This is a genomic window from Methylobacterium oryzae (assembly GCF_036441375.1).
Lineage (GTDB): Bacteria > Pseudomonadota > Alphaproteobacteria > Rhizobiales > Beijerinckiaceae > Methylobacterium > Methylobacterium oryzae_A.
Map to the genome: position 1 here is coordinate 1,052,247 of NZ_MLCA01000001.1, position 17,445 is coordinate 1,069,691.

Below are 17,445 nucleotides of genomic sequence, written 5' to 3' on the forward strand. Positions count from 1 at the left end.
TTGAACTGCGGCTTGCTCCGTGTGGTTGAGCGAGTGTCACTCCTCACAACGACACGGCGGGAAGACCACGTATGATGACCAAATCCGGTTTCCGGCTCGGAGCCGCACGTTCGGCTTGGCGCATCGCGGCGGCCGTCGCGGCCGGATTGTGGGTCGGCTCGCTGACCGGCTTCCTGACCGATGGCGCCCGTGCGGCCGAGGCGATGCCGAGTGTCGATCTGACCATGACCGCGGAGAACGGAGCCGCGAAATGCGCGCCCGCCGAGCTGCGCCTGCCTGCCGATACGGATGTCAGCATCCGGGTGCAGAACAAGTCCACGAGTCAGATCGTCCTGACCGCGCCACAGATCTTCGAGAACAAGAACGTGCTCCACCACGACGGCGACGTCGTGCACGTGGCGAGCAACGAGGGCTACACGGTCAAGCAGAACGGCAAGGGCGAGATCCGCGTGCGGACGATCGCGGCCGGCCAGTATCCCTACGGCTGCACGAGCGTGAACGACAAGTCCCAGCCGTTTCGGGGAACCCTGACCCTGAGCCCGGCGGCGCGGTAGCGGCCCGGGGCGCCGTCCAGGTCTGGGCGGCGCCACTTGGCCCCGCCCTCCCGGTCAGGCGACGGCGTCCAGCGTCTGCGGGCGGGCGCGGATCCGGTCCAGGATGTCGAGCGCGCTGATGCTGTCCGCGAGCGGCATGGTCGGGCTCTCGCGCGCGCCGGCGATCAGGCAGCGATGCACCTCGTCGATCTGATGCCGTAGCCCGAAGCCCAGGTACGGCGTCGGGATCAGCGCGACGCGGCGGAAATCCAGCGGCTGCAGGAGGCGTTTCGCGAAGGCGAACCGGCCGACGGCCTGGCGGCGCGGCGGGGCGCGGTCGGCGGCCGCTTGAGCGGGCGCCGTGCGCACGCGCGTCAGGAAGGGCGGGCACAGGAACTGGCGGTGCAGGTGGATGCGGCCGCGCGCGCCGACGATCACGGCGGCGTTGTCGGCTTCGCCCGTGGAGCCGCAACTCAGCGTCGCGGTCCGATCGGGCCAGGCGAGCGCGAGCGCGGCTTGCCGGGGTGCCGAGGCGCCGCGGTCGAGGCCGGTGCCGGAGACTTGCGCCGGAGCGCCGAACAGGTGGAGCGCCAGCGACACGGGATACACGCCGAGATCGAGGACGACCCCGCCTTCCGCCGGATCGTCCGGTCGGCCGGCCGGGGGCGGCGAGCGGGGAAAGAACAGGCGGGCGTCGAGATGCAGGGGATCGCCGATCTCGCCCGCCTCCAGCATCGCCTTCGCCCGCACGACGCCGGGCGTGAAGCGCATCCACATCGCCTCCATGCAGAAGACGCCCTTCCGCTTCGCCGCCTCAGCGATGCGCCGCGCCTGCGCAGCCGAGAGCGCGATCGGCTTCTCGATCAGGACGGACTTGCCCGCCTCGATGCAGGCCAGAGCGCTGGCCATGTGGTCGCTGTTGGGCGTGGCGACGTAGACGATATCGATATCCGGTCGCGCGGCCAGGGCCTCGACGCCGGCAACGGCGGCCGGCGGGCCGGAGGCTCGGCTGAAGGCCCGGGCGAAGGCCTCGGCACTGCCGGCGCTTCGCGCCCCGACGGCGGCGAGCCGCGCGTCCGGGCGCCCCAGCAGATCGCTCACGAACCGCTGGGCGATCGTCCCGGTGCCCAGGACGCCCCACGAAATGGTCTGTGCCATGGCTAGAACCTGGATCTCAGCTGGATCACCGCGCCGCCGCCGGCATTCTGCATGGCGAGCGCGATCTCGGTGATGTGCAGCACGAACCGCGCCGGGAGTGGCGCCGGAACGCCCTTCCGGATCGCTTCGGCCTGGGCGGCGGGACCGCGCGCGAAATCCATCCGCGACGGGTAGCTGGGCAGCTTGCCGCCGAAGCGGGGGATCGGCAGCTTCCGGCCGAGGAAGATGCGGCCGGGCAGGTAGCGCTGGATCCGGTGCAGCAGGCGGCCGAACCGGCCGGGCGCGTCGCCGCTCGGCGACCGGAGATAGACCGGGCCCTGGCTGGACCAGGAATCCGTCACGGTCAGGACGCCCCGGTCGCCGATGATGTGGAGGGATCGGTCCTGCGGCGCGACGAGGCCGCAGGTGATCCGCGCGACGACGCCGGATCGAAACTCCAGGCACGCCGTGGAGAAGTCGTTGGCGACCGAGTCCGGGGACTGGCCGGTGCCCTTGTCCGGGTAGAGGCGCGACGCGAAGGCCGTCATGCGCGCGACCGGGCCGAACATCAGGCTCATCCAGGTCAAGTAATAGCCGGCGTGCTCAAGGGTGCATCCGACCCGGTACTCGTCCTCCGCCGGCCAGGGAGCGCCGGTCACGCTCCGCCACTCGTGCACCGGCTCGCGGAAGACGGGCCCGTCCTCCAACTCGGCGTAGACGAGCCGGACCGACCCGATCTGGCCGGACGCCACGGCCTCCCGCACGGTCGCACCCGCTTCGCCGAGGATGCTCGCGGGGGCGCCGCTCAGCGAGAGGCCCTTGGCCTCGGCGAGTTCCACCAGCGCTTCGGCCTGCGCGTACTCCATGGCGAGTGGCTTCTCGGAGTAGACGTGCTTGCCGGCCTCCAGGGCGGCCTTGGTCACCACGAAGTGACTGTGCGGGTTCGTCAGGTTGAGGATGAGACCGATCTCGGGCTCGGCCAGCAGGGCCTCGAGGCTGTCGAACGCGCGCGCGTTGTAATGGCGGCAGAAGACGGCGCGCCGCTCCGGGTCCCGGTCGTAGACGCCGGCCAGACGCAATTCAGGATGGTTGACGAGGGTCGTCATGTAGAAGTCGGCGACGTAACCGCAGCCGACGATCCCGATCTGCATCTCTGTCCCTGACGGTCACCCACACCGGTCTCGGGACGTAACGGCAGGGCTCCGTTCTCGGCCCTCATCAATTGGGCGTAGGATCGGACCCGGAGAGATCACCGACCCGTTCGTGCACCGGTGTCCGGCGCGCGACTCGGCAGCACAGGCCGCTCACGCTGCCGACGGCGACGCGATTTCGTCGAACGGGTGTTTAACGCGCCGTTTACCGTGCGGTCCGAGAGTTCCGGTTGCAACCGGAGCCCCCTAGCCAACCATGCTTGATGTCGCCTTCTGGTGGTGCGTGGCCGTGGCTCTGACCGGATCGGTCGGCCTGGTCGGCCTGGCCCTCTTCGCCGGGCGGAGCGCCCACTCGCAGCCGCGCGGCGTCAAGCTTCCTCGGAACGAGCCCCTCGTGCTCCGCCACTTCGGACGCGCGTAGGTCGGCGCTCTGCCGTCATTGGCCCGGCGACGGACGTCTGAGATCTGTAGGTTCGCGGCTGGGTCGATCTTGCCCCGCGAAGGTCCGGCCGGCCCGGATGGCACGAAGATCCGGACGTGATCGTCCGGGGATCGTGAGCCGCGCTTGGTGGAGGGTGCGCCTGCCGGAACTACCGGATCACGTGTCAGCGTCGGGACCATCTGCCCACGCGCGACATGCGCAGCCTGATTCCGCGCGCGACCGGGGACCGCTGCTCCGCAGAGTTATCGTGATCCGAATCTCGCCCCCGCGATCCCGCGTTAAATAGGTTCGGGAATTCGATGCTCCGCGGGCGGCCGAAGGGCGCGCGCAACGAGGCCACGGCGGAGATCAAGACGCTCTGCCAGGAGCACGGTCCGAAGATGGTCGCGCGCCTCGTGGCCATTGCCAGCAACGCGAAGACGCCGGAGGGCGCGGCGGTCGCGGCGATCCGGGAGATCATCGACCGCGGCTACGGCAAGCCGACCCAGGCACACGAGCAAGGCGGCGGTCCGATCGCGATCGACCTGACAGGCGCGACCGATGAGCAACTGGCCGCGCTCGCAAGTCTCTTCGGTCCCCCTGCCGCCGCCGGCTCAGCTGCTGACGGCGATCCGGGCGGAGCAGGCGCGGCGTCGCGAGAGGGCCGAGCGCGATCGGATCGGAACCCGCTGCGCGTCGCTCGCCGGCTTCGTCCAAGAGGCGTGGCACGTCCTGGAGCCCAACCAGCCCTACGTCCACGGCGGGCACATCGAGGCGCTCTGCGCGTGGGCCCTCGACAATGGTGCGGCGATTGAGGCGGCCAACTACGGGCACGACAGCACCAAAACGAGGCCTTGAGAGCGCGTCCGCTTTTGGCTCGTCAGAGGTTGAACCGCTGTGTCTCATCAGGGTCGCAAGCTGAACGACCGCTCGGGGTGGCCTCCCGCCGGTCTGCTTTCGGGCGGCAAACCAGAAGAGCGGACGTCATCGCCGCGCCTGCTCCCGAACCTCCTCGGACGTTCAAGCTGTGCTGTGCTACGGCGATGTCCGGAATTGAAGGAGAAGCGGCCGCTTAGCTGCAGCACGCCTTCTCCGTTCGCTTTGCCTCGAGCCAGCGATCGCGCGGCTTGCAGCTCGCAGCGCGCGGCGAGAGCGCGACTTGAAGCACGCCGTCGATCAGTTCGGGTGTGTCGGCGTAGTGGAGCTGCATCGGCACCACGCCGTCGCTGACCTCGAAGGTGAGCCGCGCGGCGGCATCGAGGCCGACGTGCTCCGACACCTTGCGGATGATAGCCGCGAACTTGCCGGCCGTCATGTGAGTACGGTCGCCGTCGATCACGTCCCAGAGCTGGATGAAGATCTCCGACCAGGACTCGGGATTACCGCCGCAGTCGAGGGCGGAGAACTGGCCAGCCTTCACCTCGGTGACGTGGTAGCCGGGCCGCACCGGACGGCCCTCGTAGACGAACACCAGCGGGAGCGACGGTTGCGCGTCGCAGGCGGCGAGCAGGGCGCCAATCTGGATGTCGTCGGGGGTCCTGCGAGGCGGCACCGCCACATCGATCTTGGCAACGTCCAGCATGGTTGCTACTCATTCAAACAGTCGCAGGATTATCGAATGATGGACGAGCGTCAAGCACTGGCTGCGTTCGCCGCCCTGTCCCAGGAGACCCGGCTGCAGATCGTGCGGCTGCTCGTCCAGGCTGGACCGGAGGGCGTGGCCTCCGGGCTTCTGGGGAGCGAGCTGGGCGTGTCCGCCTCCACCGTCTCCTTCCACCTGAAGGAGCTGGATCACGCCGGTCTGATCCAGGCACGGCGCGAGGGCCGCTCGATCATCTACAGCGCGGCTTACCCGGCGCTCTCGAGCCTCATCGCCTTCCTGATGAAGGACTGCTGCCAGGGGCGTCCGGAGGTCTGCACGCCGGCCGTCGCCTCGCTGTCGAGCTGCTGCAACCCTCAGACGGAGGCCGGTCATGCCTGAGACGTTCGACGTAGTGATCTACCACAACCCGGAATGCGGCACGTCCCGCACCACCCTGGCGATGTTCCGCAACGCCGGCGTCGAGCCGCACATCATCGAGTACCTGAAGACCCCGCTGCACCGAGCGCTGGTCAAGCAGCTCGCGACCCGCGACGGCTTCACGGTGCGCGAGGTGCTGCGGGAGAAGGGCACGCCCTACGCCGAGCTGGGCCTCGCCGACTCGGCGCAGTCTGACGAGCGGCTGCTCGACGCGATCGAGGCGCATCCGATCCTGATGAACCGGCCGCTGGTGGCGAGCCCCAGCAGCGTGCGCCTGTTCCGGCCCTCGGAGGCCGTGCTGGATCTGCTGCCGGTGCGGCGGGGCGAGTTCGTGAAGGAGGACGGGGAGCGGGCAGTCGACGAGCACGGCCGCCGCGTCGCCACCGCCTGAGGAGCGCCCATGTCGACGTTTGAACGCTATCTCACCGTCTGGGTGGCCCTCTGCATCGTGGCCGGCGTGGCGCTCGGTCACGTCATGCCGGGCGTCTTCCAGGCGATCGGCTTGGCCGAGGTCGCCCAGGTCAACCTGCCGGTGGCGGTCCTGATCTGGCTCATGGTCATCCCCATGCTGCTCAAGATCGACTTCGCGGCGCTGGGTCAGGTCGGCCGGCATTGGCGCGGGATCGGCGTGACGCTCCTGGTGAACTGGGCGGTGAAGCCGTTCTCGATGGCGGTGCTGGGCTGGTTGTTCGTGGGCTGGCTCTTCCGGCCCTACCTTCCGGGGGACCAGATCGACAGCTACATCGCCGGCCTGATCATCCTGGCGGCGGCGCCCTGCACCGCGATGGTGTTCGTGTGGTCGAACCTGACGAAGGGCGAGCCGCATTTCACACTCAGCCAGGTGGCGCTCAACGACACGATCATGGTGGTGGCCTTCGCCCCCATCGTTGGCCTGCTGCTCGGCCTGTCCGCGATTGCCGTCCCCTGGAGCACGCTGGTGCTCTCGGTGGTGCTCTACATCATCCTCCCGGTGATCGCGGCGCAACTGGTGCGACGCTCGCTCCTGGTGTCGGGCGGCCAAGCGGCGCTCACCCGCCTCCTGAAGGCGCTCGGCCCGGTGTCGCTGGTGGCGCTCCTGGCCACGCTCATCCTGCTGTTCGGCTTCCAGGGCAGGCAGATCGTCGCGCAGCCGCTGGTGATCGCCCTGCTGGCCGTGCCGATCCTCATCCAGGTCTACTTCAACGCCGGACTCGCCTACCTGCTCAACCGCATCGCAGGCGAGCAGCACTGCGTGGCCGGTCCCTCGGCGCTGATCGGCGCGTCGAACTTCTTCGAGCTGGCGGTGGCGGCGGCGATCAGCCTGTTCGGGTTCCACTCGGGCGCGGCGCTGGCGACGGTGGTCGGCGTGCTGATCGAGGTGCCGGTGATGTTGACCGTGGTCTGGATCGTGAATCGGAGCCAGGGTTGGTACGAGCGCGGCGCCACCCGGAGCGCGGCACTCAAGACTGTCGCCCGTGAGACCTGATGGGGGCGACCGGAACCGCCTGACGGTGATCAGTGCCCAGGGCGTGGTCGAGATCCTCGCGCGGGGCTCGTCGTTAGACCTGCCGGCCGTGCTCGCGCGGCCGGTCGCTGAGAACCCCGGACAGAAGTAGCCGGAGGGCAGACGACAGCCGCTTTGGAGAAGCGCAGAGAGCGGACTGGGCGGCTGCGTTGGGTCGGATGCGGAATGACCGGACAGGGTGGATTGCTGCCCATCCGCTTCCGCGCCTATTTAGGCGCGGAAGCGGACGTTAGAGTGCAATCGAGTTCTGTCGCGCGCGTTGCGGATCGCTGACCTGAAGTCAGGCGGCTCGCACCGTTGCCAAGAAGCGCCCGACCTCCGACGTCAGATACTCGGATTGACGTGACAACTCGGAGGCCGCGCCGAGTACCTGGCTGGCCGCTGCGCCTGTTTCCTCGGCCGCGCCCGCCACGCCGGAGATGTTGCTCGTCACCTCGCCGGTGCCCATCGCTGCCTGAGCGACGTTGCGGACGATCTCCTGGGTCGCTGCGCCCTGCTCTTCGACGGCTGCCGCAATCGACGTCGCCACACCGCTGATCTCGCGGATCCGGCCCGTGATGCCGCTGATCGACGTCACTGCCTGCCCCGTCGATGCCTGGATCTGCGCGATCTGCGTAGAGATCTCACTCGTAGCTTTAGCTGTCTGCTCGGCGAGCGCCTTCACCTCGGAGGCCACCACAGCAAAACCTTTGCCAGCCACTCCGGCGCGGGCGGCCTCGATGGTGGCATTGAGGGCCAGCAGGTTGGTCTGGCCAGCGATGTTCGAGATCAGCCCGACGACATCGCCGATCCGCGACACGGCCACACTCAGCTCCTGGACCAGAGTACCGGTCTGGTCGGCCTCGTGCACGGCACGCTGGGCCAATTCGGCCGAGCCCGCAACTTGGCGGCCGATCTCTTGAACCGACGAGCCCAATTCCTCCGCTGCCGCAGCGACAGTGTTCACGTTTGACGCGGCCTCCTCCGCCGCCGCAGCCACAGTGGTCGACTGGCTGGCGGTTTCGGTCGCCGTGGCCGTCATGGTCTGGGCGGTCGCCTGCAACTCGGTCGCGGAAGACGAAACCATGCCGATGATGCCGCCAACCGCGGCCTCGAAGCCGTCGGCCATCTGGCGCATGCCAGCCTTCCGCTGCTCCTCGGCTGCCAGCCGTGCCTGTGCTGTCTCTTCTTCCAGCGCCTTCATGCGGATCAAGCCGTTCTTGAACACCTGCACGACGTTCGCGATCGTTCCGATCTCTGTCCTCTGGCCCTGATTGGGGATGGTGACGGCAAGGTCGCCGTTGGCCAGCGCCTGCATCGGTTGCACAACAGAGTTGATGCCCCGCGAGATGCTCACGACAATCAAGGTTGCCAAAGCAATCGCCAGGAACGCGGCGATAAGACCAGCACCGATGAGCACTTTGTAGGTTTGAGCGTAGGTCGCTTGGCTGTCGCGTGCGGCCTGCTCGGCGCCGTCCTGATTGAGCTTGATGATCTTGTCGAGCGCGACCGAGGCGCTCCGACGCGGCGAGACCACCTTGGCCTCGTAGAGGCTGAGGGCCTGCGCCTTCTCACCCTTGCGAGATAGCACCAGGATCGGCTCGACAGCAGTTGCAAGCGCGCGCCATTCCCGATTGAACGCCTCGTAGAGTGCGCGCTCTTCAGGCGAGCTGATCAGTGCTTCATAGATTTTGGTTGCGGCCTCGATTTTCTTACCACGATCAACGAGATCGTTATCGACACTCGCCAACATCTGAGGTTCTTCCGTCAGGATATGGCGAAGCAGGCTGGTCGTGTAGCGACCTGTCAGAGAATCAATCTGGCTCGCGGCGCGGACGCTGGGTAACCAATTCGTCTCGACATCGATGAGCAAGCCATTGAGTGTTGATGCGCTGCGAAGCCCTATGACGCTCAGGCCGCCGAGAAACAGTAGTAGCACTGCGAAGGCGGCAATCAGCTTGCTGCGTATGGATAGCGATTGAAGGGACACGACATACCTCAATGGCAGCCTTTCAGCGAAACAATCATGAGGCTACCAGCACCGGAATATGCCCGATAATGGTTAATTATAGTGTTAATACGGCTTGAAGATAGCCGTAAGCTCCAGAATTGTATGAATCAATACGTAAATCAGCTACACATCCGGGCCTGAGGCAGAACACCGCGTTAGGACAGCGCGGATGAGGCGAGCACAGTGAGCGGCTCGCGGTGGCAGAGGACGAACGACTGGAGGCTGGCGGACCAGGGCCCGTGCCGGGGTTGCGATACTTTCAGAAGCGGACCGAGGCCGTGCTGCGGTAGCCTTAAGCGAACGCTCGGTATCCAACCGCGCGGGCCACATGCGAACTTCAATAGTTCCCTGGAAGGTCCGCTTCGCGGCACAGTGATGCGCGATGGCCTACGACTAGGAGCCGGTCCCGCGCTGGTCGAGAAGGGTGAGCGGGTAGCGCGCTGGTGGGTGAAGGCGCTTGCTTATGCCTTCAACCCTGTCTGTGGACCTGCGCGAGCGTGTCGTGGCTGCCGTGATGGCGGGTGCCTCCCGCCATCGCGCCGCAGCCCGCTTCGGGGTCAGCGTGTCGAGCGCCAGCCGCTGGTCGGAGCGCTTCCGCCACGCGGGCCGACTCGCCCCCGAGCCGATGGGCGGCGATCACACCTCGGAGCGCATGGAGGCGCATGCCGGGCTGATCCAGGCGATCTATGAGCAGGAGCCGCGTATTTTCCTGCGCGAGGTGCGCGACCGGCTCGCGGAGCAGGGCATCCAGACCAGCACGAGCGGCCTGTCGCGCTTCTTTGCCCGCCACGGGATCAGCTGGAAAAGGGGGCGACGTACGCAGCTGAGCAGGAGCGTGCGGACGTAAGAGCGGCCCGCGAGGCGTGGTTCGAGGCGCAGCCCGAGCTCGATCCGGGCTAGCTGGCGTTCCTGGATGAGACGGTGGCGGCCACCAACATGGCGCGCCGCTACGGCTGGGCACCACGCGGCGAGCGCTGCCGGCTTGCAGCCCCATTTGGTCACTACAAAACCACGACCATCACGGCCGCCCTGCTCACGAGCGGACTGTGCGCGATTGCGCTGCTGGACGGTTCCGCGAACGGCAGGCGCTTCCGCAACTATGTCACCGAGACCTTGGTCCCGGTGCTGCAGCCGGGCGACATCGTCGTCATGGACAACCTACCAGCCCACAAGGTCGCGGACGTGCAGGACGCGATCGAGGCTGCAGGAGCGCGGCTGCTCTACCTCCCGTCCTACAGCCCTGATTTCAACCCGATTGAGCAGGCCTTCGCAAAGCTGAAGGCGCTGGTGCGGAGTGCGGCCGCCCGCACGATCCCGGATCTCTGGGCGGCGATCCGTCAGGCCTTCACGCGCTTCAATCCGCAGGAGTGCCGCAACTACCTCGCCGCAGCCGGCTACGAGAACGACTTGGCTGTCCCTACGGCACCGGGAACGGCTCTAGCTCAGCGCGATCAGCATCCAGGTACGCGCCTTCGCCATCAGGTCCCCGTCCCCGGCCGTCGGGTCGGATGCGATGACGCGGTCGATGATCTGGCGCGCATCCGGGCCCCGCATCCCGATTCCCTGCGCGAAGCCGCTCAGGCGCTCCATCAGGCGGTTGAGGGTGGCTTCGCGATCCTGATCGGCCTCGGTCTCGCTCATCCCTTCACCGGGTGCGCCAGCAGGAACGCAGTCTGGATCATGTTGCGCTTCCATGCCGTCTTATCGGTAGTCAGCGCCTCGGCCGCACGGGTGTTCGTGCGGAGCGTCTCGAGGAGGTCGAACGTCCAGCCTTTCGCGAGCGGGTATGATTCGGTGGCGAGGTCGGCCAGCATTGCGTCGACCGCGGCATCGGTCTCCTGGTCGATGACCTCGGCGGCTTTGCGCGATTCAGAGACAGTTGGGTTCGTCGCCATCGGCCCCAGCTACCCCAAACAGCCTGCGGTGCGCCAACCGAGAACAGACCGTGGTGGGCAATGTGGGTGGTTCAGGCGACCAATGGTCCCCACGTCCACCGTCCGTTCCGCATCGGCTTGCCGGCGTCCGATGGTTGGATCGTGGAAAAAGCCTTTCAACCCAAAGGCTTTAATGGTCGGAGTGGCGGGATTCGAACCCACGACCCCTAGTCCCCCAGACTAGTGCGCTAACCGGGCTGCGCTACACTCCGACGCCGCTAGGGCTCGCGGCTCTTAGCCTCCGCGCCGCGCACGCGCAAGCCCTTCGGCGAGCGCGGCTCGCACGGAGATGCTGGCTCTCGCGGATCAGGCCCGCTACGGGGAGGCCTCGCCCCGACAATCGCCCGAGGATCATGACGGACCGACCGATCGCCTTCGATCTCACGCGCCTCGTCACGCGGCTGCGCCACGCGAGCCCGTCGGGCATCGACCGCGTCGACCTTGCCTACGCGCGCGCCTATCTCGGCCGGGCGGAGTCGGGCGTCGGCGTCGTCTCCACGGCGTTCGGACCGCGCATCCTCGATCGCGCCCAGGCCCTGGAGATCGTCGAGGCGGTGGCGGCCGGCTGGGTCGAGGACCGGGACGCGGCGTCGGATCCGGTCTACCGGCGGCTCGCCTCCCGCTGCGGCGACCCGCCCGCGCCGCCGCCGGTCGCCGTGCCGCCGGCCGGCTCCGCCGACAGGCGGCGGATCCAGGCGCGGAAGACGGTCGACATCGCGCTGCGCGGCCGGTCGGTCGCCGTCCTCCCCCGGCATGCGCTCTACCTGCACACCTCGCACCTGCGCCTCGACGACCCGCGACGGTTCGACTGGCTCTACACACGGCGGGACGTGCGGGCAGCCTTCTTCGTCCACGACCTCATCCCGATCACCCATCCCGAATACGGCCGGTCCGGCGAGGCCGACCGCCACCGGGCGCGCCTGCGCACGATCGGGCGGCACGCCTCCGCCATCCTGGTGAATTCGGAAGATACCGGCCGACGCACCCTCGCGCATCTCGCCGCCGAGGGGTTCGGGCGGCCGCCGGTGGCGGTGGGCCATCTCGGGGTCGAGCCCGCCTTCGGGCGCGAAGGGCCGCGGTTCACGCCCGACCGGCCGACCTTTCTGGTCTGCGGCACCATCGAGTCGCGCAAGAACCACCTGCTGCTGTTCCAGATCTGGCGGAGCCTGGCCGAGCGCCACGGGGATGCCGCGCCCCGGCTCATCGTGGTCGGGCGCCGGGGCTGGGAGGCCGAGAGCGCCATCGACATGCTCGAACGCTGTCCCGGCGTGCGCGCCCACGTCATCGAGGCCTCGGGCCTGTCCACGCACGGCCTGGCGGCGCTCATGCGCAGCTGCACCGCCCTGCTGATGCCATCCTTCACCGAGGGCTACGGCATTCCCGTCGTCGAGGCGGCGGCCTCGGGGCTGCCAGTCATCGCCTCCGACATCGCCGTCCATCGCGAGATCGCCGACGGCTTCGCGCTGTTCCGCGATCCCCTGGACGGTCCGGGCTGGATCGAGGCGATCGAGGCGCTCGCGCGCCCCGGCGCGCCCCTCCGGTCCGAACTGGTCGGTCGTCTTGACGGGTATCGGCCGCCGGACTGGCTCGCGCATTTCGCCGCCGTAGCGCCGACCCTCGCGGCGCTCTGAACGGGGCGTCCGGCCCGCCTGCCGGCCTCACGCCGGTTGCGCGCCGGCCGCGCGCCGACGCCGCACGTTGCGCCGCCGGGGTCTGACGAATAAGGAAAAGCGTCAGTCAGCCAGCCTGGCCGAGAGCGGGCGGAACGGAGATCCTGCCGATGCGGGTGGTCGACCTCGATCGCGAGACGGTCAAGCGCGGGCTTGATGACGGCTCGATGCTGGTCATCGATGTCCGTGAGCCGCATGAATACGAGGCCGGCCATATCCCGGGCGCCGTCTCGCACCCGCTCTCCGGTTTCGATCCCCAAGCCGTCGCGGCCCTCGTCGCCGAGGATGGCCGGAGGGCGGTCTTCTCGTGCGCCGCGGGCGTCCGCTCGGTCCACGCGCTGATGGCCGCGCAGAACGCCGGGCTTGACCTCGTCGAACACTACAAGGGCGGGTTCAAGGATTGGTACAGCGCGGGCGAAACCGTCGCCTGACCTGCCGTTTCATCCGGCTCACGGGGCCGTGATGTGCGCTCGCGCACAAGCAACAACGTCGACTGCGGGTTACGGCGCCCCCGCGGCGGAACAATCGTCAAGCTCGGCGCGACCGGACGGTCGGCCAACGGACAGCAGGACCCGATGCGCAGCCGGCTTCCCAGCCTTCTCACCGTCTTGTCAGGCCTGATCGTGGGTCTCGCGGCAGGGCCCCTTGCGACCCCGGCCCGTGCACAGGCCCCGGGCGGCCCGCCGCCCAAGGTCACCGTGGCCAAGCCCGTGGTGCGCCAGATCGTCGAGCAGGATCAGTATACCGGCCGCTTCGACGCGATCGAGTACGTGGAGGTCCGCGCCCGCGTCACCGGCTACCTCGAGAAGATCAACTTCGTCGACGGCCAGACGGTGAAGAAGGGCGACGTCCTGTTCGTGATCGACCGGCGCCCCTACAAGGCGGCGCTGGAGCAGGCCCAGGCGGCCCTGGCCTCCGCCAAGGCGCGGCAATCCTTCTCGCAGACGGACCTCGAGCGCGCGCAGACTCTGTCCCGCAGCGGCAACATCTCCGAGCAGGTCACCGACCAGCGCCGACAGGCCTCGCAGACCGCCCAGGCCGACGTCGACAGCGCCCAGGCCGCCCTCAACAACGCCCAGCTGAACTACGACTTCAGCGAGGTGAAGGCCCCGATCAACGGCCGCATCAGCCGGCGTCTGGTGACCGAGGGCAACATCGTCAGCGCCGACCAGACCATGCTGACGACGATCGTGTCCCTCGACCCGATCTACTTCAGCTACACGGTCGACGAGAAGTCGTTCCTCAAGTACCAGAACAGCCTCGGCATCGGCATGGGCCAGACCCAGCAGGGCAAGGGCGTGCCGATCCTGATCGCTTTGTCCGGCGAGGCGAAGCCCACCCGCAAGGGCACGCTCGACTTCGTCGACAACCGCGTCGACAACGCCACCGGCACGATCCTGCTGCGCGCCACCGTCCCGAACCCCGACCTGTTCATCAAGCCCGGCCTGTTCGGCATCGTCTCGATGCCGGCGACCAAGCCGTTCCAGGGCATCCTGCTGCCCGACGAGGCCGTGGCCGCCAACCAGGACAAGCGGATCGTCTACATCGTCGGTCCCGAGAACGTCATCCAGCAGAAGGACGTCGTGCTGGGGCCGAAGGTCGACGGATACCGGGTGATTCAGTCGGGACTGAAGGGCGACGAGACCGTGGTGGTCAACGGCCTGTCCCGGGTCCGGCCCGGCGCGAAGGTGACGCCCGAGACGATCGAGCTGCCGCCGAGCAAGACCTGAGCCCGCGCGGCTCGACACGAACGCCCTCGTGCGCGCCGCGCGGCGCGCCCCGCACCGACGACGCAGGGCCCCGTCCGGGAGACCGGCGGGCCTCAGAGGTTTGACCGATGCGTTTCGCCCATTTCTTCGTCGACAGACCGATCTTCGCGTCCGTCACGTCGATCGTCTTCCTGATCCTCGGCTTCGTGGCCTACGAGAGCCTGCCGGTCTCGCAGTACCCCGAGATCGTGCCGCCGACCGTGACGGTGCGCGCCTCCTATCCGGGCGCCAACGCCGAGACCGTGGCCGCCACGATCGCGACGCCGATCGAGCAGGAGGTCAACGGCGTCGACAACATGCTCTACATGACGTCGTTGTCGACCAACGACGGCAACATGCTGCTGACCGTGACCTTCAAGGTCGGCACCAACCTCGATATCGCCAACGTGCTGGTGCAGAACCGGCTCTCGGTGGCGCAGCCGCGCCTGCCGCCGGACGTGCGCAACCTCGGCGTCACGGTCCGCAAGGCCTCGCCCGACCTGATGCTGGTCGTGCACCTGCTCTCGCCGAACAAGACCTACGACCAGAACTACCTCGCCAACTACATCTACCTGAACATCCGCGACGAGCTGCTGCGCCTCGACGGCGTCGGCGACATCACGATCTTCGGCGGTAACGAGTACGCGGAGCGCGTCTGGGTCGACCCGAACAAGCTGGCCGCCTACGGCCTCTCGGTCACCGACGTCACGACGGCCCTGCAGGAGCAGAACGTGCAGGTGGCCGCCGGCCAGCTGAACGGTCCGCCGGCCGCCAAGGGCGAGGCGTTCCAGCTCGTCGTGCAGTCGCAGGCCCGGTTCAAGACGCCGGAGCAGTTCGCCGAGGTGATCATCAAGGCGCAGGACGGGCGCCTCGTCCGGGTCAAGGACATCGCCCGCGTCGAGATGGGCCAGAAGGACTACACGACCAACTCGTTCCTCAACGACACGCCCGCGGTCGGCATCGGCGCCTTCCAGAGGCCGGGCACCAACGCCCTCGACGCGGCGGCGTCGGTCAAGAAGGTGATGGAGGAGGTCAAGAAGAACTTCCCGCCGGACGTCGAGTACCGCATCGCCTACAACCCGACGGAGTTCATCGAGGAATCGATCCACGAGGTCTACAAGACGCTGTTCGAGGCGGTCGGCCTCGTCGTCATCGTGGTGCTGGTCTTCCTCCAGAGCTGGCGGACCGCCCTGATCCCGGTCATCGCGATCCCGGTCTCGCTGATCGGCACCTTCGCGGCGATGGCGGCCTTCGGCTTCTCGCTGAACAACCTGACCCTGTTCGGGCTGGTGCTCGCCATCGGCATCGTGGTCGACGACGCCATCGTGGTGGTGGAGAACGTCGAGCGCAACATGGCCGAGGGCCTGTCGCCGGGCGACGCCGCCCACAAGACCATGGACGAGGTCGGCGGCGCGGTCATCGCCATCGCGCTGGTGCTCGCCGCGGTGTTCGTGCCGACGGCGTTCATCCCGGGCATCTCGGGCCAGTTCTACAAGCAGTTCGCGCTCACCATCGCGGCCTCGACCCTGATCTCGGCCTTCAACTCGCTGACCCTGTCGCCGGCGCTCTGCAAGCTGCTGCTGGTGCCCCACCACGCCCGCAAGGAGCCGAAGTTCTTCCTGACCCGGTTCGTGAACTGGCTGGCGAACGGCTTCAACCGCGCCTTCGACGCCACGTCGAACGCCTACGGCCGGACGATCCGGGTCCTGACCGGCGGCATCGTCGGCCTCGGCGTGATGCTGCTGGTCTACGCGGCCGTGATCGCCGGGACGCTGCATCTCGCGCAGACGACGCCCACGGGCTTCATCCCTGACCAGGATCAGGGCTACCTGATCGGCGTCGTCCAGCTCCCGTCCGGCTCCTCCCTCGACCGCACCACGGAGGTGTGCCTGCGCGCCGCCAAGCAGGCCCGGACGGTCGACGGCGTGGCCAACGCGGTGATCATCGCGGGCTTCGACGGCGCGACCTTCACCAACACCACCAATGCCGGCGTGATGTTCCTGACCCTCAAGGGGGCGAAGGAGCGCGCGGAGGTCGGCCGAAGCGCGGCCGTCATCACCGGCGACGTGCTGAAGGCCACCTCCGACATCCAGGAGGCGCGGGTCATCGTGATCCCGCCGCCGCCCGTCCGCGGTCTCGGCAACGGCGGCGGCTTCAAGATGCAGATCGAGAGCCGCCAGTCCTCGGATATCGGCCCGCTCATGGCCGCCGCCGGCGAGGTGATCGCTCAGGCGAACCAGAGCGCGGACGTGCAGCGCGTGTTCACGACCTTCGACAACTCGACGCCGCAGCTGTTCCTCGACATCGACCGCACCATCGCGCGGATGCTGAACGTGCCGCTGGCGAACGTGTTCTCGTCGGTCCAGGCGGATCTCGGCGGCACCTACGTCAACGACTTCAACACGCTGGGCCGCATCTACCAGGTGCGCCTGCAGGGCGACGCGGCGTTCCGCACGTCGGTGCAGGACATCTCGCAGATCAAGGTGCGCTCCTCCACCGGCGCGCTGGTGCCGATGGGGACGCTCGCCTCCGTGCGGGACGTGACCGGCCCGCAGATCGTGCAGCGGTTCAACCTGTACTACTCGGTCCCGGTCCAGGGCGTGGCCAAGCCCGGCGTCTCCACCGGTCAGGCGCTCACCGCCATGGAGGAGATCGCCAAGAAGGCGCTGCCCGACGGCTACTCCTACGACTGGACCGAGATCGCCTACCAGCAGAAGGCGGCCAGCGGCACCGCGGGCGCGGTCTTCGCCCTCGGCGTGCTGCTGGTCTTCCTCGTGCTCGCCGCGCAGTACGAATCCTGGGCGCTGCCGCTCGCGATCCTGCTGGTGGTGCCGACCGGCGTGCTCGCCGCCCTGGCGGGCGTGCAGTTCCGGGGGCAGGACAACAACATCCTGACCCAGATCGGCCTGATCGTGCTCATCGGCCTCGCGGCCAAGAACGCGATCCTGATCGTCGAGTTCGCGCACGACATCGAGCAGCGGGAGCATCGCGGCCCGGTCGAGGCGGCGGTCGAAGCCTGTCGGCTCCGCCTGCGCCCGATCCTGATGACCGCCTTCGCGTTCATCCTCGGCACCCTGCCGCTGGTCGTGGCCACAGGCCCCGGCGCCGAGATGCGCCAGGCGCTCGGTACCGCGGTGTTCTTCGGGATGATCGGCGCGACCTTCTTCGGCCTGTTCCTAACACCGGTCTTCTACGTGGTGATCCGCCACTTCTCGATCTGGCTCGGACGGTTCCGGAAGAAGCACACGCACGGCGACCCCGGCGGCGCCGCGCCGGTTCACGGCTGACGCGCACCGCCTCGGCCGCCGAAGTTTGGAAGCCGCGCCGGATCCGCGAG

General features: G+C 68.1%; 16 protein-coding genes, 1 tRNA gene and 2 pseudogenes. 12 read left to right on the forward strand and 7 right to left on the reverse strand.

Annotated features, from left to right (window positions below; translation table 11 throughout):
- Positions 1-71 precede the first annotated feature (71 nt).
- Positions 72-554 (forward strand): cupredoxin domain-containing protein, encoded by a 483-nt coding sequence (locus MOTC310_RS04995; protein WP_331300991.1) that lies wholly within the window; start codon positions 72-74, stop codon positions 552-554.
- Between the two features lie 54 nt (positions 555-608).
- Here MOTC310_RS04995 and MOTC310_RS05000 read toward each other — a convergent pair whose 3' ends face one another.
- Both MOTC310_RS05000 and MOTC310_RS05005 read right to left on the reverse strand, forming a co-directional pair.
- Positions 609-1,691, reverse strand: coding sequence for a Gfo/Idh/MocA family protein (locus tag MOTC310_RS05000; RefSeq protein WP_331300992.1), 1,083 nt, complete (start codon positions 1,689-1,691; stop codon positions 609-611).
- Positions 1,692-1,693: 2 nt separating this feature from the next.
- Positions 1,694-2,821, reverse strand: a complete 1,128-nt coding sequence (locus MOTC310_RS05005) for a Gfo/Idh/MocA family protein (RefSeq protein WP_331300993.1) — start codon at positions 2,819-2,821, stop codon at positions 1,694-1,696.
- Positions 2,822-3,077: 256 nt separating this feature from the next.
- Between MOTC310_RS05005 and MOTC310_RS05010 the strand changes: the two genes are divergently transcribed.
- Together MOTC310_RS05010 and MOTC310_RS05015 are read left to right on the forward strand one after the other, a co-directional pair.
- Entirely contained in the window at positions 3,078-3,242 is a 165-nt protein-coding gene (locus MOTC310_RS05010) for a hypothetical protein (RefSeq protein WP_331300994.1), read from the forward strand.
- A gap of 561 nt (positions 3,243-3,803) precedes the next feature.
- Positions 3,804-4,100: a hypothetical protein gene (locus MOTC310_RS05015; RefSeq protein WP_331300995.1), complete on the forward strand. Its 297-nt coding sequence runs from the start codon at positions 3,804-3,806 to the stop codon at positions 4,098-4,100.
- 214 nt (positions 4,101-4,314) lie between these two features.
- Here the strand turns inward: MOTC310_RS05015 and MOTC310_RS05020 are convergent, their stop codons facing one another.
- The gene (locus tag MOTC310_RS05020; RefSeq protein ID WP_331300996.1) at positions 4,315-4,824 is read right to left on the reverse strand and encodes a DUF6428 family protein; all 510 of its coding nucleotides are present in this window, start codon (positions 4,822-4,824) and stop codon (positions 4,315-4,317) included.
- A 36-nt stretch (positions 4,825-4,860) separates the two neighbouring features.
- Here MOTC310_RS05020 and MOTC310_RS05025 point away from each other — a divergent pair, with 36 nt between their 5' ends.
- The 4 genes and pseudogenes from MOTC310_RS05025 to MOTC310_RS05040 all read left to right on the forward strand — a co-directional run.
- The gene (locus MOTC310_RS05025; protein ID WP_331290374.1) at positions 4,861-5,223 is read left to right on the forward strand and encodes an ArsR/SmtB family transcription factor; all 363 of its coding nucleotides are present in this window, start codon (positions 4,861-4,863) and stop codon (positions 5,221-5,223) included.
- Positions 5,216-5,653: an arsenate reductase (glutaredoxin) gene (arsC, locus tag MOTC310_RS05030; protein WP_331300997.1), complete on the forward strand. Its 438-nt coding sequence runs from the start codon at positions 5,216-5,218 to the stop codon at positions 5,651-5,653. Before MOTC310_RS05025 ends, arsC begins: the two co-directional genes overlap by 8 nt.
- Before the next feature lie 9 nt (positions 5,654-5,662).
- Complete coding sequence (gene arsB, locus MOTC310_RS05035) at positions 5,663-6,727, forward strand: ACR3 family arsenite efflux transporter (protein WP_331300998.1); 1,065 nt, start codon at positions 5,663-5,665, stop codon at positions 6,725-6,727.
- Positions 6,717-6,848: pseudogene (locus tag MOTC310_RS05040) on the forward strand (MFS transporter); the annotation flags it as partial. The gene arsB and the pseudogene MOTC310_RS05040, both read left to right, overlap by 11 nt.
- 198 nt (positions 6,849-7,046) lie before the next feature.
- Here the strand turns inward: MOTC310_RS05040 and MOTC310_RS05045 are convergent.
- Entirely contained in the window at positions 7,047-8,735 is a 1,689-nt protein-coding gene (locus tag MOTC310_RS05045; RefSeq protein ID WP_331300999.1) for a methyl-accepting chemotaxis protein, read from the reverse strand.
- A gap of 484 nt (positions 8,736-9,219) precedes the next feature.
- Between MOTC310_RS05045 and MOTC310_RS05050 the strand changes: the two are divergent.
- A pseudogene (locus MOTC310_RS05050) lies at positions 9,220-10,178 on the forward strand (IS630 family transposase); the annotation flags it as partial.
- Positions 10,179-10,193: 15 nt separating this feature from the next.
- Here MOTC310_RS05050 and MOTC310_RS05055 read toward each other — a convergent pair.
- The 3 genes from MOTC310_RS05055 to MOTC310_RS05065 form a co-directional block, all read right to left on the reverse strand.
- Entirely contained in the window at positions 10,194-10,397 is a 204-nt protein-coding gene (locus MOTC310_RS05055) for a hypothetical protein (RefSeq protein WP_331301000.1), read from the reverse strand.
- A complete protein-coding gene (locus tag MOTC310_RS05060) occupies positions 10,394-10,651 on the reverse strand; it encodes a hypothetical protein (protein ID WP_331301001.1) in 258 nt (85 codons plus the stop codon). Before MOTC310_RS05060 ends, MOTC310_RS05055 begins: the two co-directional genes overlap by 4 nt.
- Before the next feature lie 173 nt (positions 10,652-10,824).
- Positions 10,825-10,902: transfer RNA gene (locus tag MOTC310_RS05065), tRNA-Pro, on the reverse strand.
- Between the two features lie 141 nt (positions 10,903-11,043).
- Here MOTC310_RS05065 and MOTC310_RS05070 point away from each other — a divergent pair.
- The 4 genes from MOTC310_RS05070 to MOTC310_RS05085 all read left to right on the forward strand — a co-directional run bounded on the left by MOTC310_RS05070 (position 11,044) and on the right by MOTC310_RS05085 (position 17,395).
- Positions 11,044-12,321 carry a glycosyltransferase family 4 protein gene (locus tag MOTC310_RS05070; RefSeq protein ID WP_331301002.1) on the forward strand — a complete coding sequence of 426 codons (1,278 nt, stop codon included), beginning with the start codon at positions 11,044-11,046 and terminating at the stop codon, positions 12,319-12,321.
- Positions 12,322-12,470: 149 nt separating this feature from the next.
- Positions 12,471-12,791, forward strand: a complete 321-nt coding sequence (locus MOTC310_RS05075) for a rhodanese-like domain-containing protein (RefSeq protein WP_331290381.1) — start codon at positions 12,471-12,473, stop codon at positions 12,789-12,791.
- Between the two features lie 144 nt (positions 12,792-12,935).
- Complete coding sequence (locus MOTC310_RS05080; protein WP_331290382.1) at positions 12,936-14,090, forward strand: efflux RND transporter periplasmic adaptor subunit; 1,155 nt, start codon at positions 12,936-12,938, stop codon at positions 14,088-14,090.
- Positions 14,091-14,197: 107 nt separating this feature from the next.
- Entirely contained in the window at positions 14,198-17,395 is a 3,198-nt protein-coding gene (locus tag MOTC310_RS05085) for an efflux RND transporter permease subunit (RefSeq protein WP_331301003.1), read from the forward strand.
- The last annotated feature ends 50 nt before the right edge of the window (positions 17,396-17,445 follow it).